Source organism: Methylobacterium dankookense, from assembly GCF_902141855.1.
Lineage (GTDB): Bacteria > Pseudomonadota > Alphaproteobacteria > Rhizobiales > Beijerinckiaceae > Methylobacterium > Methylobacterium dankookense.
The window spans coordinates 45,186-59,247 of record NZ_CABFVH010000034.1 but is presented as its reverse complement, the minus strand read 5'-3'; the positions used below and the strand labels follow the sequence as shown (position 1 = coordinate 59,247).

Here is a 14,062-nt window from a genome sequence, read left to right as displayed (position 1 = left end):
ACCCGCCTTCGCCGGGCTGATCAGGGGCGTCCCGCCATACCCATCCAGGGGGTCAAAGTTCGACGCCGATCCAGGGTCAATGTTCAACGCTGTTTGACATGACGGCAAGGTCGAGAGGCCGAGCCTGATGGTAGGCCGCGATGTAGTCCCTGTCCTTGTCGGCGAGGCGGGCGAGCTTGGAAACGATCAGGTCCTCCGGGCCGGGGGCCACCACCGTCACGGTCGCCGCGCCGTGGCCTCTCACCTCCCGCACCACCGCGCGCGAGGGCCACGAGGGCGGCAGGCGGGCGGTGCGGTCGTCGACGCCGTCGATGTAGAAACCGTGCGCCGTGTGGAAGTGCGAGCCCTCGCCGAAGATGACGGAGATCTCTTCGGATGCCTCCGCGAGGTCGTCGTCCTGGGCGGCCTCCCAAGCCCGAGCGTTGGCGGGATAGGCGTCGATCTCGGGCGACATGCACATCGTGACCGGCGCGCCGGGCCAGCCTACGAGGATGCCCTGGCTGCCGACGACCACCACGGTGCGGGCCTTGAAGTGCAACGCCAGCGAACGGGCGGTGCGCTCCAGGTCCGCGACCGTCCGGATCTCAATCGGACGGCTCACGCCGGGACGGAGGAGCCTTGGCGGCCGGCATGCGCCGCGCGTTGGGCGGCCGCGCCTTTACGTGCCAGGCGCCAGATCCGCTTCCGGACGTTCGGGTCGCGCACGAACGACACGCCCTCCCCTTCCAGGAACGGCGAGGACAGCCGAAGCCGCTGCATGCCCTCGTCCCGCCGGGTGAGGAGTTGCCGGATCGTCCCCGGCGGCTGCCCGAGGATCTCGCGCCACTCGGAGACGAAGGTGCGCTCGGGGTAGTCCGCCTCAAGCCGCATGACGGCCATCTTGGCGCTATCGAGGATGCCCGGGTCGCGCGCGAGCCGACGCGCCACCAGCCGATGGAGCATCAGCTTGGCACGGTCGTTCACGACTTCCCTGTTTACCTCGGGACGCACGGGATGCCTCTGGAGCCACACGTGTTTCGGACCGTGGGCATTATGCCCGACGCCCGGAGACCCGACAACGTCGGAGTTGGGGCTCGGTTCGACTTCCACAGAACTTCGGTCCCCGCGGATATGGGGTCCGGCACCGGTCTCTGTAACGCATCGTCCGCGCGTCCCGAAGTCGTCGATAGCGGCGCCGTGAAGGCAAACGCGAACGACGATGGAGTATTCGATGAAGTACATCCTTGCGACCTTGGTGGCCTCCACCCTCGTGACCAGCGGCGCTTGGGCGCACCCGAGGCTGACCGGCGAGGCCGTTCCCTCGGCGGGCTGGAGCGTCCTGGAAGGCCCGACGGGAGCCGCGCCCGAGGTGACGGGCAGCCTCGGCCGCGTTTGGGAGGGGCGTGATCTCCAGGGACGGGACCTGAGGAGCAGCACGCGCGGGAATGCCCAGTTCCCCGAGCGTCCCGCCGCGGCCCAGAACCTCGGCACCACTTCGGGTGGACCCGCGTTCTAATCAACGTCGGGCACGTTGCGGGAGCATCTGTAACCCGTGGGCCCGCACCCGCGAACTTGTATTCGCCGGGCTTGTCGCGAGCCCGGTGCGTCCGGGGCTAGGCAAAGCCCCCGATCAGTGGGATCCTGGGAACGGATGTCGATCCGATCCACCATAGCGCGCCTGCTCACGGCCCTCGCCGTGCTCGGCCTGATCGCCGGGGCGTCCGTCGCCCCCGCGCAGGCGCGCGCCTTCGTGGGCGACGGCGTTCAGCGGGACATGGTCGCTCAGCAAGGCGGCGTCACGACGCCACACGTCGCGCCGATGCCCGACGACATGCCGTGTTGCGATCCCGAGCCCTCGGGCCCGGACTGCCGCGACACCAAGGCCTGCCCCTTCGCGGCGGCCTGCGCCGCGAAGATCGTGCCGGGGATCCTGCCCTCCCCGCCTGCCGATGGCGGCCCGGTCGCCCCGGTCCTCCTGCCCGTTCGGCAGGACCATATCCGGCCGAGTTTGGCCGCAGCCCCGCAGGCCCCCCCTCCCAAACCGCGTTCCTGAGCACGCCCGAGAGCGGTGCCGCCCCGTGCATGAGCATGCACGGCAGCCTTCGCGCACCGCCGCGCCGCGGCGGCCCGAACAGTCGGGGTCCCGCATCCAGACGCTCCGGAACAGGATCAATCCCGTGTCCACCCAACATCCCGCATCCCCGCGGCCGCGTCCTGCCCCGGCGCATCCCGCACGCCCCGGGCCACGCGCGGCCCGTCTCCCCATCCGCTCAGTCCTAAGGGTGGCGCCATGACGGGCCGGGAGGACTTTTTCGACGCTTACCAGGAGGAGCACCGGCCGGCAGGGCGAGGCGCTTGGCTCCTGCTCGGGCTCGTCCTCATCGTAGCAGCCCTAGCGGGAGCCGGCGCCGGTTACGGGCTCGCGCGCGGCGCATGGGTCATTCCCGCCGCGGTCGCGGCACGGCTTCCGGAACCGGTCGCGGCGTGGCTGCCCAAGGGCGCGCCACTCATGCCCCCGGACCTCAAGGATTATTCCTTCGAGCTCCTGGATCCCGAGACTAAATCGGGCGAGGCGACACTCAGGGTGCGTCTGCTCGACAAGCGCGCCGGCAACCCCGTGGCCGACGCGCTTGTCTACGCCCGCCGCCTCGACATGGCACCCGACGGGATGCCGACGATGACGGGTAAGATGAAGCCGGAGGCGAGCCCGGAGCCGGGCATCTACGCCTTCAGGGCCAACCTGGCGATGGAGGGCCGCTGGCGCCTCTCGCTGGCCGCGAAGGTACCGGGCGAGACCGGCACCGTCCAAGATCAACTCGTGCTCAGGGCCGTCGAGTGATGGACCAGACGACACCGATCCACCTGGCGCGGCGACGTGACCGCGCGCACCCGGGCGGCCAGGCGAAGGCGTGGGTCGCGGCCCTCGTTCTCCTGCCCCTCGCCGTCGGCGGCGGCGCCCTCGCCGGGCTGAAGGCCGGCGAGGCGGGATGGCCCCTGCCGGCATGGTTCCCAGCCTCGGTCTCCGGTCTGCTCGTCGGTCGCGACGCGAACCCGGCCGCGGCCGCGGATGCGCCCGTGCTCTACTACCGTGACCCCGACGGAAAGGCGGCCTACGCGCTCGCGCCGGCGAGGACGCCCGACGGACGCGCCTATCTTCCGGTGCATGTCGGCGAGGATGTCGACTTCGAGCCGCGGCCCGCGGCGGCGAAGGAGACCGAGGCGAACGCCACCTACGCCGCGCCCCCGGGTGGAGGCCGGAAGATCCTCTTCTACCGGAACCCGATGGGCCTGCCCGACACCTCGCCCGTGCCGAAGAAGGACTCGATGGGGATGGACTACCTCCCCGTCTACGAGGGCGAGGCCGAGGACGGGAACACCGTCAAGATCTCGCCCGGCAAGGTCCAGCGCACCGGCGTGCGCACCGAGCGGGCCGAACGTCGCGTCGTCAGCCGACCGGTGCGGGTCCCCGGCACCGTCACGCTCGACGAGCGGCGCGTCACCGTCGTGGCGACACGCTCGGATGCCTACGTCGACCACGTCGAGAATGTGACGACGGGCGACCGGGTGCGGAAGGGCCAGCCCCTGGTCCACGTCTACTCGCCCGAGATCAACGCGGCCGCCGCCCAGCTCATCGCAAATCCCGGCTTCGACGGGGCGCGGCGGCGCCTGCAGAACCTGAACGTCTCGGAGGCGGTGATCAACGAGATGGAGCGGACCCGGAAGGTGCCGATGGCCATCACCTGGTCCGCGCCCCGGGACGGCCTCGTGCTGCAGCGCACCGCCATCGAGGGCATGAAGGCTGCGGCCGGCGACACCCTGTTCCGGATCGCCGACATCTCGGTGATGTGGGTGCTGGCCGACGTGCCCGAGTACGACCTCGGCAATGTCAAGGTCGGCCAGCCCGTCAGCGTGCGCGTGCGCTCGCTACCCGGGCGCAGCTTCACCGGCAGGGTCGGGCTGATCTACCCACAGGTGAACACGCAAACCCGCACCACCCGCGTGCGCATCGAGTTGCCGAACCCCGACGGGGTACTGCTGCCCGACATGTACGCCGACGTCGAGATCGGGACCGGGGCGACGAAGCCCGTCGTCGCGGTCCCGAACGATGCCGTCATCGACACGGGCGCGCGCCAGGTCGTGCTCGTGGACAAGGGCGAGGGTCGCTTCGAGCCGCGCGAGGTCAAGGTCGGCGCCCGCGGCGAGGGCTACACCGAGATCCGCGAGGGTGTGCAGGCCGGCGAGCAAGTCGTGACCGCGGCCAACTTCCTCATAGACGCCGAGAGCAACCTGAAGGCGGCGCTGCAGAGCATGGCCGCGCCCAAGTCCCCCGCCGAGCCCCGGGCGCAGGCCGAGGAGAAGGCAGAATGATCGCGCGCCTCATCGGCTGGTCGGCCCGCAACCTCGTCCTGGTGCTGATCGGGACCGTCTTCGTGGTGGCGGCCGGTCTCTACAGCGTGCGCACCCTGCCGCTCGACGCCATCCCGGACCTCTCGGACGTGCAGACCATCGTCTACACCGAGTACCCGGGGCAGGCGCCCCAGGTCGTCGAGGACCAGGTCACCTACCCGCTGACCACCGCCATGCTGACGGTGCCGAAGTCGAAGGTGGTACGCGGCTTCTCCTTCTTCGGGGTCTCTTTCGTCTACGTCATCTTCGAGGACGGCACCGACCCGTACTGGGCCCGCTCGCGCGTGCTCGAATACCTGAGCGCGGCCGGCAAGCGCCTGCCGACCGGCGTGACGCCGACGCTCGGGCCCGACGCGACGGGCGTGGGCTGGGTCTACCAGTACGCCATCGTGGCCAAGCAGCAGACGCTCGCCGAGCTGCGCTCGCTTCAGGACTGGGTGGTGCGCTTCGGGGCCTCGCGCGCCGAGGGCGTGGCCGAGGTCGCGGGCGTCGGCGGCTTCGTGAAGCAGTACAACGTCGTCGTCGACCCGAACCGCCTGCGCGCCCAGGGCATCCCGCTCAGCAGGCTTCGGGAGGCGATCCGGTCGAGCAACGCGGATGTCGGCGGCCGCACGGTCGAGCTCTCCGAATTCGAGTTCATGGTGCGCGGGCGCGGCTACCTGAAGAGCGTCGCCGACATCGAGAACATCGTGCTGAAGACCGAGGCCGGCACCCCGCTGCGGGTGCGGGACATCGCCCGGGTCGAGCTCGGGCCGGACGAGCGGCGCGGCATCACCGAGCTGAACGGCGAGGGCGAGGTCGCGGGCGGCATCGTCCTGCAGCGCTTCGGCGCCAATGCCCTCAACGTCATCGAGGGCGCCAAGCAGCGCCTGGCCGAGGTCGCCGCGAGCCTGCCGAAGGGCACCGAGATCCTGCCGGTCTACGACCGCTCGCAGCTGATCGAGGCGGCCATCGACACCCTGAAGCACACGCTGGTCGAGGAGAGCGTCATCGTGGCGCTCGTCTGCATCGTGTTCCTGCTGCACCTGCGCAGCGCGCTGGTGGCCATCCTGATGCTGCCGGTCGGCATCCTGATGGCGCTCGGCGCGATGCATCTCCTCGGGATCGGCGCCAACATCATGTCGCTGGGCGGCATCGCCATCGCGGTCGGGGCCATGATCGACGCCGCCATCGTCATGATCGAGAACGCCCACAAGCACCTGGAGCGGGCGCCCCCGGGCAAGCCCCGGGTCGAGATCCTGGTGGAGGCCGCGGCCGAGGTCGGCCCCTCGCTGTTCTTCTCCCTCCTGGTGATCACGGTAAGCTTCCTGCCGATCTTCACCCTGGAGAGCCAGGAGGGGCGCCTGTTCGGGCCGCTCGCCTTCACCAAGACCTTCGCCATGGCGGCGGCCGCGCTCCTGTCGGTGACCCTGGTGCCGGCCCTCATGGTGCTGTTCGTGCGCGGGCGCATCATCCCCGAGCACCGCAACCCGCTGAACCGCCTCCTGATCTGGGTCTACCGCCCGGTCATCAGGGTCGTGCTCCGGGCCAAGGTGCTGACCATCCTGCTGGCGGTGGCGGCGCTCGGCCTGACCATCTGGCCGGCCCGCCAGCTCGGCTCCGAGTTCATGCCGGACCTGAACGAGGGCACCCTGATGTACATGCCCACGACCCTGCCGGGCATCTCGGTGACCCAGGCCGGGGAGCTGCTGGCGACCCAGGACCGCATCATCAAGTCCTTCCCCGAGGTGGCCTCCGTCTACGGCAAGGCGGGGCGCGCCTCGACGGCGACGGACCCCGCCCCCACCGAGATGTTCGAGACCATCATCACCCTGAAGCCGAAGGCGGAGTGGCGTCCCGGCGTGACGCTGGCGAGCCTCAAGGCCGAGATGGACAAGGCCCTGCAGTTTCCCGGTGTGTCGAATGCCTGGACGCAGCCGATCCGGGCCCGCATCGACATGCTCTCGACCGGCATCCGCACGCCGGTCGGAATCAAGATCTACGGCACCGACCTGACCGAGATGGAGAAGGTCGCCCGGCAGGTCGAGGCGGTCGTGCGCAACGTGCCGGGCACGTCGAGCGCCTACGCGGAGCGGGTCATCGGCGGCTACTTCCTCGACATCACGCCGGATCGGGAGGCGCTCGGGCGCTACGGCCTCATGGTCGGGGACGTGCAGGACATCATCGCGACGGCGCTCGGCGGCGAGAGCGTCACGAACACGGTCGAGGGCCGCGAGCGCTACACCGTCAACGTGCGCTACCCGCGCGCCTTCCGTTCAAATCCGCAATCCATCGCCACCGAAGTGCAGGTGCCGTTGCCGGCCGGCGGCACGGTTCCGCTGGGCGAGGTGGCCAAGGTCCAGCTGACCCGGGGGCCGACCTCGATCCGCACCGAGAACGGGCAGCTCGCGGTCTACATCTTCGTCGACCTGAGCGGGCGCGATCTCGGCGGCTACGTCGCCGAGGCCAGGAACGCGGTCAACACGGAGGTCCAGCTCCCGCAGGGCATGAGCATCCAGTGGAGCGGGCAGTTCGAGTACCTGGAGCGGGCGGAGGCCAGGCTGAGGATCGTGGTGCCCGTGACCCTGCTCGTCATCTTCCTGCTCCTCTACCTCAACTTCCGGCGCCTCACCGAGACGCTCATCGTCATGCTGTCCCTGCCCTTCGCCCTGGTCGGCGGGGTGTGGCTGATGTGGTGGATGGGCTTCAACATGTCGGTCGCGGTGGCGGTGGGATTCATCGCGCTCGCCGGCGTTGCCGCGGAGACCGGCGTGATCATGCTGGTCTACCTCGACCATGCCTGGGACGAGCGGCGGGCCGCCGCCCTGGCCGCCGGGCGGGAGAGCACGCGTGCGGACCTGTACCAAGCCATCATGGTCGGGGCGGTCGAGCGGGTGCGCCCGAAGATGATGACGGTCGTCGCCATCATGGCGGGCCTGCTGCCCATCCTCTGGAGCTCCGGCGCGGGGTCGGAGATCATGCAGCGGATCGCGGTGCCCATGATCGGCGGCATGGTCTCCTCGACCGTGCTGACCCTCGTCGTGATCCCGGCCATCTACGGGCTCGTGAAGGGACGGAGGCTGGCGCTTCGGCAGGAAGGGTCGGCCGCCGTGCAAGCCGGGCTTCCCCGGGCCGCCGAGTGAGCGTGGCTGGACAGGCCGTCCCGGCGGCCGTGAGAAGACAGGAGTCGACTATGAGCGAACTATTCCGACCGTCCCGGCGCATCGTGGTCCTCGGCCTGGCGGCGGTCGGCGTACAGGCGGCATGGGCGGAGGATCTACCGGAGGTCGTCGCCACGAAGGACCCGAGCTGCGGTTGCTGCGAGGCCTGGGTCAAGCACCTGCGCGACGAGGGTTTTCGCGTCCAGGTCGTGAACGCCCCCGTGAACCCGGTCAAGGCGAGGCTCGGGGTGCCGCGGGAGCTGGCCTCGTGCCACACGGCCCAGGTTGGCGGCTACGTCATCGAGGGGCACGTGCCCGCGTCGGCCATCAAGCGGCTGCTCTCGGAGAAGCCGTCCGCCACCGGCCTCGCCGTGCCTGGCATGCCGGTCGGCTCGCCCGGCATGGAGGTCGAAGGGGTGGAGCCGGCCACCTACGAGGTGGTGCTGTTCGGCCCCGGCGGGCGCACCACCTTCGCGCGGTTTCGCGGCGGGCAGGCCGTCTAGCCGGGCATGGCGGCACGCCCGCCGGGGCAAGCAGGGGGGCTTCTTGACCGAGGTCGACCGGAACGCCGCGGCTTTGACCTTCGAGGACGACGAGGACGACGGCGTGGCTTGCGGCGTCGGCCCGTGCATCGCCGTCGCCATCGTCAACAAGAGCAAGAGATGGGCCGGCTCGTGCCACTTCGGCGACGTCCGCTACGGGCGGAGGAGCCGAGGCGGTTCCTGTCGAGGGCCTCGAAGGCCGGCGACATCGACGGTCTCGTCGGGGTGAGGATTGGGTGGGGTGACGATACCGACCCCGGGACCTCGACGCAGGTTAGCCTGGGGCGCCGCGGCGGCACTGGCGGCGGTGCCGGCCTTCCGCCCCGGGGCCTACCCACCGCTCCGGCTGAATGCAGGGGCCTGCAACGTCACCGCCGGCGCGGGTCCGGCCGACATCCGGTTCGAACCGGGGCGCCCGAATGGGGCGACGCGCCGTGACGGTGGCCTTGGGACTGGGCGGTCGAAGCGCCGGTCGCCCTCGCGTTGGGACCTCGGGGAAAACGGCAGGGTCGCTTCGCTAATCCTCGATCCAAGCGAGCTGCCGCCGGTACACCTGACCCTCGCCACCACAGGACCGGCAATCGAAATCGTGCCGCTGCCCCGTCCCCTTGCAGCTCGGGCACTCCACCAAGTCATATTGCGACCAGTCGTACCGATCCGCCAGTTGCCGCTCCATGCGCCCGTCGCCGCCACAGGGTGGGCAGTCGTAGCCGTTGACCTGTCCGCTGCCGCCGCAGAGGCGGCACGGCACCTCGGCGTAGTCCGATAGGTCGACGCGCTCGGCGTGCCGTGCCTCGACCCGCCCGTCGCCCTGGCACACGGGGCAATCGAGGCCGTCCCGTCGCCCGCTTCCGTGGCAGAGAGGGCAATCGACCTCGTCGTATGTGGTTGGGTCGATCCTGTCGGCGACGTGCCGCTCCATCGACCTCTCGCCGCCGCAGGCCGGGCACTCCTCGCCACGCCGGCGCCCGACGCCCGCGCAGACGGGACAGGGCACTTCCTGGTAGTCCCTGGCGTCGACCGCTTCCGCGTGGCGACGCTGCATGCGACGCTCGCCGCCGCAGGCCGTGCATGGGCTCCCGTTGCGCTGGCCCAGCCCGTCGCAGACCGGACAATCCACCGCTTGGTAAGCCGATACGTCGATTCGGCGGGCCTCCGCCGTGCCGATGTAGCCCTCGCCTCCGCAGGCCGGGCAATCGGAGCCGTCCCACGAGCCCGCACCCCTGCAGAGCGGGCAGGCGGTCATCGAGGCGTCCCGCAGGAACTCGTCCCGCGCCTCGACGACGGCCGCGGCGAACGTCGGTATCCGAGCCTCGGGCAGCGCCCGGGCTCCCTTCGCCGAGCTGGCGACCTTGGCCGCGAACTTGCCGTAGGACCGGCCGACGGGACCAGCCGTTGGCTTCGCGGTCGCGGCCCTGCTCGCGGTCTCTTCCAGCGCGACAATGTCCTGTTCAGCAAGGGCGACCGCGGCGCCGTGGGCCGCGGCGAACTGCGCGTTGGCAAGCAGGCCGCCGATCTCCTCGACCTGCCGGACGAGTTGCAGGACGGCAAGGCTGGCGTTCCGTTCGATGGTCCACCCGCGCACGCGCCGGTTGACGAGCATCTGCTTCACGGCCCGCACGGTCGCGAGGTCGACGTCGCGGGGCATGTAGACGCCCTTGTCGAAGTCCGTGTGGTGGTTCGGGCAGAGCCAGACGAGACCGGCGGGATGATGGCTCAGCGTTTGCGCGACGGGCTCGATGTGCGCGGCCTCGCAGTTCGCGCCGTGGCTGCAGATCGCGCAGCCGCAGTTCGCCTCAAGCTTGATCTCCAGGCGAACCTTGTCGGGCATGTGCGGACGCGTCTTGCCCTCCGTAACCGGCCAAGGTTCCCGCAGGAACTTGTCGAAGGCGGCGAGCTCGGCTTCCTCGTACCAACGCAGCCCGTTCGCGGTCTCGCACGCGAGCTTGCGCCGGATGCCGGCCTTGGCGCCGTATCGCGTGAAGTATTCGAGGAGTTCCGGCGACATCCGAAGGCGGATCGCCGCTTCGACCTCGGACAGCTTCCCTTTGCCTTCGGGCTTGGTGTTGCTCGCCATCCAGGGGGCTCAAGCGTCCGTTGTCACCGTCTTTGGCCTACCGGCCGGGGACGGCCGCCAGCCGAGGGACACGACGCGGCGGCCGCACCTCGGCCCACCGGCTCGGGCCGGGCGGGCCCTTCTAGACTTACCGGCGTCGCCCGGCAACGACGCGCCCGGACCGGCTTGCCCGATGTAGGTTCAGGCCGAACGGCATGGGACGCCCGGACGGAGGTGCCGCCGATGAAGTGGTCTGCGTACGCACCCGTCCCGCGATGAAAACGAGCGCTGCCTCGGCTTCTACCGGCCGAAGCAGGCATACGATGGGCCATGGTGACACGTGCCGTGATCATGACGCGTGAAGTGGTTGTAGAAGCCGCGCTCGTGGGCGAGATGCTCGCACTCGTGATAGGAGTAAACGCAACCGAGAAAGACCGGGCGGTAGTGTACCCGGAGTGTCCTGCCGGCCGGCGCGAGGCCGGGGCTCGACCCGTTGTCGAACGCCGCGCCGGAGGGCGGCGGTGTCATGCGGAAGCCCACCGCACCTGTTCCGGTCGGGGCCAAGACCAGGGCGATTGCGGAGACGTAGAGAACTCGTTTGAACATCACGCATCCCCTCCCGCTCGTTTCCTGCAGTTGAGATCCCCCGTCCGGGAGGGGGGAACGCACAAGCGACCGGAAACGGTTGCACACCCCCAGGGGGTAATCGACGTGGCCGGACCGCGAAGTCTCCGGATCGAGTGGAGTTTCGAGCCGATCCGGACGCGCGTGAGCAGGTCTTCAAGACTTGCACGCACGCCCCCATCCGTGAATGACCTGAGCTCCCGCCGTTGATGCCAGCAGCCTGTCTGCCGTTACTCCCCCGGGGTACGTTAAGGGAACATCAACCACGCCGTGGGAGGGTTCGGAGAAGAGGGCTGCGGGCGAGGGACCGGACGATGGGTGGAATGGATCGCATGGCGGGAACGCTCGGGCTGCTCGGCTGCGGCCTGGTCTGCGCGACGTTCGTGGCGCCGTCGCACGCGGCCGACCTGCCGCCGACCGCGCCGTTGCCGGAACTGCGCGGAACCCTCGCGCCGGAGGCCGAGGTTTCCGGATTCTACCTCCGCGGCGACGTCGGTTTCAGCAACCAATCCGTGGAACGGCTCTCCAACAGCCTGGACGCGCTCGGCACCATCGAGAAGGTCAATCTCGGCTTCGCGGGCGCCCCGCTCGCGGGCGCCGGCGCCGGCTACCGCTTCGGCCGGTGGTTCCGGGCCGACGTCACGGGCGAGTATCGCAGCGCCGCCGCGTTCACCGGGCTTGAACGCTACCGCGACGCGAGCCTGCCGCTCGGGTACGGCACCGACGAGTACACCGCGTCGAAGCGTGAACTGGCCGTGCTCCTCAACGGTTACGTCGATCTCGGGAATTGGTACGGCCTCACGCCGTTCCTGGGCGCCGGCGTCGGCGCGGTGCGGATCACGCTCGACAATTTCAAGGACACGAACGTCGTCACCCAGGGCCTCGCCTACGCGAAAGCAGGCTCGAAGACGAACCTTGCTTGGGCGTTGCATGCGGGTGTCGGATACGAGGTGAGCCCGAGCTTCACGGTCGAGCTCGCATACCGCTACCTCAATCTCGGCGACGGAAAGACCGGCACGGTCTACAACTATGCCGGCCAGTGCGGGTCTTGCGAGGCCCTGACCTTCAAGAACGTCGATTCGCATGACGTAAAGCTCGGCTTGCGCTGGGCACCGTGGGCCGCGGTCGCCCCGACCGAGCAGGCGCCGCTGGTGCGCCGGTATTGAGCTCGCGTGGCCGTCCGCGCGGGGCTCGCGCCGGCGGCGGGCTCCCCGAGCCGCGACGGCCGCCCCCGCGCGGGCAGGATGAGGGCGGGCGCACGGCCGAGGCGATTGGCTTGTAGCCCGAAACCGCCGGTAAACAGCTTCGGACGCTCTACAAAAAGTAAAGTACGGGTACGTTGCCGATATTGCCCGCCTGTGTAAGGATCGGAACCGGTACGAGAGGGTCTCTGGGTCCTTGGCAGTTCTTCGCGCAGTGTTGCTCGCCGTGCTGGCGATGGCCGTGGCCATCGCCCCGGCGGCGCCGTGCACGATGAAGCGCCATGCCGCAGCCGATCACGCCGCCGTCGACCAGGCCGCGCCCCCCGCCGACCCGCATGCCCACCACCGGCACGCGGCCGCCGCCGGCTCCGCCGACGCGCCCGCGGGAGCGGCCCTCCAGGCGGACGGCGCGGACGGCGCCGACTGCCAGCGGCACGCCTCGGCCGGCCAGCACCACCCGGGCGGCCACGGCCACCACAAGCGCCCGGTCAGCTGCGCGGCCACCTGCTGCCCCCTGGCCTGCCAGGCGGCCGTGCCCGACGCGCCCTGGTCGGGCGAGGCGCTGAGCGTGCGCCCCTCCGAGCCCATCGGCCTGGCCCAGGAGGACGGCGTCGCCCAGCCGCGTCCCCTGCGCATCGAGCGGCCGCCCCGGCAGCGCGCCTGACCGCGGCGGGCCGAGCGCCCGCCCGCGCCCGCACGCCGCTCCCGGCCGCGCCCTGACCAGGATCCTGCCTGCGCGGGCCGCGCCCGGCATGGCCGGCGCAGCCGCGCCCGCGCCCCCCTCCCTGTCCGCCGGTCCGCGCCCCCGAGCGCGGCCGCCAGCCCCCGTTCGGGATCACAGCGATGCTCACCTCCCTCAGGCCGGCCGTGGCGCTCACGGCCTTGGCGCTCACGGCCTTGCCGCTGGCGGCCTGCGTGCCCACCGCCGCGCCGCACTGGCTCGTCGCCCCGGCCGATCCCGCCGCCGCCGTGCGCGCGCCGCGCTACTCCGCGGTCACCGCGGGCGTGGCGCGCTACGACGTGGTCGATCCCAAGGACTGGCGCGAGCTCAACCGCGCGGTGACGCCGAAGTCCGGCTCGGGCGGCATGGAGGGCATGGAGGGCATGGACCACTCCCGGATGCCCGGCATGAACATGCCCGGCATGGGCGGCAAGCGCGACACGGGAGGGCGGTGATGGGACCCACCTGTAACCAAACCCCGCCCGCCCCCGGACTAACCCCCAAAGGGAACTCACGGATGACCTCGACCGGCATGCGCTCGATGGCCGAGACGGAGCTGCCGCTTTTCGGGGTCGCGCGCTTCCGGAAGGCGCGATGAGGCAGCCGTCCATGATGAGGGCGGCGTCCCCACCGGAGGGAGCGTCCGCCGGCGCGCGGCAAAGGCCGCCGGGAGCGCTCGTACGTCCTCGACTCCGGCTGCTCCTCGTGCTGTGCGCGGCACCGCTCCTTTCATCCCCGGCCGTCGCTGCCGGGGACGGACCCGCGGGCGCGTCCGCCCCCGCCGCGCCTTCGTCCTCGGGCGATGCGGCTCAGGCGGCGTCGGGTCAGACCGGCTACCGGCGGATGCTCGCGCGCGAGGCCGAAACGCGCGGATTGCCCCCGGCCATCGCCGATGCCGTCGCGTACGTGGAGAGCGGGTACGATGCCGGCGCGGTCGGTGGGGTCGGCGAGCTCGGACTGATGCAGGTCCGGCCGACAACCGCGGCCATGCTCGGTCACACGGGTCCCGCCGGGGCCCTCCTCGATCCCGCGACCAACATCCGCTTCGGCGTGGCCTACCTCGCACAAGCTTGGAAGCTCGCGCAGGGCGATCTTTGCCGCACGCTGATGAAGTACAGGGCCGGCCATGGCGAGGAGCGGATGAGCCCGCGCTCCGCCACCTACTGCCAGCGGGTGCGGGTCCGCCTCGCCGCGGCCGACGCTTCGCTCGCCGGGGCCGCCTTACACTCCTTCCAGGGAGGCGTCCGAGGGATTCCCGCCGCACGCCTCACGGAACGGGATCCCCGTTCGGCAATCGCGCGGCGCTTGTGGGCCGAGCATGCGGCCCGTGTCCGCGGCATCGGGGCGCGCATCGACCGCATCATGGGCGGCGGCTGAGAACCTGTCGGAGC

At 70.8% G+C, this 14,062-nt stretch carries 14 protein-coding genes; 10 read left to right on the top strand and 4 right to left on the bottom strand.

Annotated elements, in window-relative coordinates; genetic code table 11:
- Positions 1 to 76: 76 nt before the first annotated feature.
- Both MTDSW087_RS30940 and MTDSW087_RS21120 read right to left on the bottom strand, forming a co-directional pair.
- The gene (locus MTDSW087_RS30940) at positions 77 to 601 is read right to left on the bottom strand and encodes a DUF6036 family nucleotidyltransferase (protein ID WP_238178662.1); all 525 of its coding nucleotides are present in this window, start codon (positions 599 to 601) and stop codon (positions 77 to 79) included.
- On the bottom strand, positions 598 to 990 hold the full coding sequence (locus MTDSW087_RS21120) for a hypothetical protein (RefSeq protein WP_144766856.1): 393 nt from the start codon (positions 988 to 990) through the stop codon (positions 598 to 600). The genes MTDSW087_RS30940 and MTDSW087_RS21120 overlap by 4 nt, the downstream gene beginning before the upstream one ends.
- A 220-nt stretch (positions 991 to 1,210) precedes the next feature.
- On the opposite strand from MTDSW087_RS21120, the gene MTDSW087_RS21115 reads away from it, so the two are divergent.
- The 6 genes from MTDSW087_RS21115 (at position 1,211) to MTDSW087_RS21090 (ending at position 8,029) form a co-directional block, all read left to right on the top strand.
- Entirely contained in the window at positions 1,211 to 1,495 is a 285-nt protein-coding gene (locus MTDSW087_RS21115; RefSeq protein ID WP_144766855.1) for a hypothetical protein, read from the top strand.
- Positions 1,496 to 1,630: 135 nt separating this feature from the next.
- Positions 1,631 to 2,032, top strand: coding sequence for a hypothetical protein (locus MTDSW087_RS21110; RefSeq protein WP_144766854.1), 402 nt, complete (start codon positions 1,631 to 1,633; stop codon positions 2,030 to 2,032).
- A 237-nt stretch (positions 2,033 to 2,269) separates the two neighbouring features.
- Complete coding sequence (locus MTDSW087_RS21105; protein WP_144766853.1) at positions 2,270 to 2,818, top strand: FixH family protein; 549 nt, start codon at positions 2,270 to 2,272, stop codon at positions 2,816 to 2,818.
- On the top strand, positions 2,818 to 4,347 hold the full coding sequence (locus MTDSW087_RS21100; protein WP_144766852.1) for an efflux RND transporter periplasmic adaptor subunit: 1,530 nt from the start codon (positions 2,818 to 2,820) through the stop codon (positions 4,345 to 4,347). Before MTDSW087_RS21105 ends, MTDSW087_RS21100 begins: the two co-directional genes overlap by 1 nt.
- Positions 4,344 to 7,508, top strand: a complete 3,165-nt coding sequence (locus tag MTDSW087_RS21095; protein WP_144766851.1) for an efflux RND transporter permease subunit — start codon at positions 4,344 to 4,346, stop codon at positions 7,506 to 7,508. The genes MTDSW087_RS21100 and MTDSW087_RS21095 overlap by 4 nt, the downstream gene beginning before the upstream one ends.
- Before the next feature lie 50 nt (positions 7,509 to 7,558).
- Positions 7,559 to 8,029 carry a DUF411 domain-containing protein gene (locus tag MTDSW087_RS21090; RefSeq protein WP_063111103.1) on the top strand — a complete coding sequence of 157 codons (471 nt, stop codon included), beginning with the start codon at positions 7,559 to 7,561 and terminating at the stop codon, positions 8,027 to 8,029.
- Positions 8,030 to 8,585: 556 nt separating this feature from the next.
- Here the strand turns inward: MTDSW087_RS21090 and MTDSW087_RS21085 are convergent.
- Both MTDSW087_RS21085 and MTDSW087_RS21080 read right to left on the bottom strand, forming a co-directional pair.
- Complete coding sequence (locus tag MTDSW087_RS21085; RefSeq protein ID WP_144766850.1) at positions 8,586 to 10,145, bottom strand: HNH endonuclease signature motif containing protein; 1,560 nt, start codon at positions 10,143 to 10,145, stop codon at positions 8,586 to 8,588.
- A gap of 279 nt (positions 10,146 to 10,424) precedes the next feature.
- The gene (locus MTDSW087_RS21080) at positions 10,425 to 10,730 is read right to left on the bottom strand and encodes a hypothetical protein (protein ID WP_144766849.1); all 306 of its coding nucleotides are present in this window, start codon (positions 10,728 to 10,730) and stop codon (positions 10,425 to 10,427) included.
- A gap of 350 nt (positions 10,731 to 11,080) precedes the next feature.
- Here MTDSW087_RS21080 and MTDSW087_RS21075 point away from each other — a divergent pair, with 350 nt between their 5' ends.
- The 4 genes from MTDSW087_RS21075 to MTDSW087_RS21060 all read left to right on the top strand — a co-directional run bounded on the left by MTDSW087_RS21075 (position 11,081) and on the right by MTDSW087_RS21060 (position 14,048).
- A complete protein-coding gene (locus MTDSW087_RS21075; RefSeq protein ID WP_238178660.1) occupies positions 11,081 to 11,914 on the top strand; it encodes an outer membrane protein in 834 nt (277 codons plus the stop codon).
- Positions 11,915 to 12,146: 232 nt separating this feature from the next.
- The gene (locus tag MTDSW087_RS21070; RefSeq protein ID WP_144766848.1) at positions 12,147 to 12,614 is read left to right on the top strand and encodes a hypothetical protein; all 468 of its coding nucleotides are present in this window, start codon (positions 12,147 to 12,149) and stop codon (positions 12,612 to 12,614) included.
- A 179-nt stretch (positions 12,615 to 12,793) separates the two neighbouring features.
- On the top strand, positions 12,794 to 13,126 hold the full coding sequence (locus tag MTDSW087_RS21065) for a hypothetical protein (RefSeq protein ID WP_144766857.1): 333 nt from the start codon (positions 12,794 to 12,796) through the stop codon (positions 13,124 to 13,126).
- Positions 13,127 to 13,514: 388 nt separating this feature from the next.
- On the top strand, positions 13,515 to 14,048 hold the full coding sequence (locus tag MTDSW087_RS21060) for a lytic transglycosylase domain-containing protein (RefSeq protein ID WP_238178658.1): 534 nt from the start codon (positions 13,515 to 13,517) through the stop codon (positions 14,046 to 14,048).
- The last annotated feature ends 14 nt before the right edge of the window (positions 14,049 to 14,062 follow it).

Coding starts and splice junctions, on each gene's coding strand:
- MTDSW087_RS21115 (WP_144766855.1), top strand. CDS start 1,211: ATGAAGTACATCCTTGCGACCTTGGTGGCCTCCACCCTCGTGACCAGC.
- MTDSW087_RS21110 (WP_144766854.1), top strand. CDS start 1,631: ATGTCGATCCGATCCACCATAGCGCGCCTGCTCACGGCCCTCGCCGTG.
- MTDSW087_RS21105 (WP_144766853.1), top strand. CDS start 2,270: ATGACGGGCCGGGAGGACTTTTTCGACGCTTACCAGGAGGAGCACCGG.
- MTDSW087_RS21100 (WP_144766852.1), top strand. CDS start 2,818: ATGGACCAGACGACACCGATCCACCTGGCGCGGCGACGTGACCGCGCG.
- MTDSW087_RS21095 (WP_144766851.1), top strand. CDS start 4,344: ATGATCGCGCGCCTCATCGGCTGGTCGGCCCGCAACCTCGTCCTGGTG.
- MTDSW087_RS21090 (WP_063111103.1), top strand. CDS start 7,559: ATGAGCGAACTATTCCGACCGTCCCGGCGCATCGTGGTCCTCGGCCTG.
- MTDSW087_RS21085 (WP_144766850.1), bottom strand. CDS start 10,145: ATGGCGAGCAACACCAAGCCCGAAGGCAAAGGGAAGCTGTCCGAGGTC.
- MTDSW087_RS21080 (WP_144766849.1), bottom strand. CDS start 10,730: ATGTTCAAACGAGTTCTCTACGTCTCCGCAATCGCCCTGGTCTTGGCC.
- MTDSW087_RS21075 (WP_238178660.1), top strand. CDS start 11,081: ATGGCGGGAACGCTCGGGCTGCTCGGCTGCGGCCTGGTCTGCGCGACG.
- MTDSW087_RS21065 (WP_144766857.1), top strand. CDS start 12,794: ATGCTCACCTCCCTCAGGCCGGCCGTGGCGCTCACGGCCTTGGCGCTC.
- MTDSW087_RS21060 (WP_238178658.1), top strand. CDS start 13,515: ATGCTCGCGCGCGAGGCCGAAACGCGCGGATTGCCCCCGGCCATCGCC.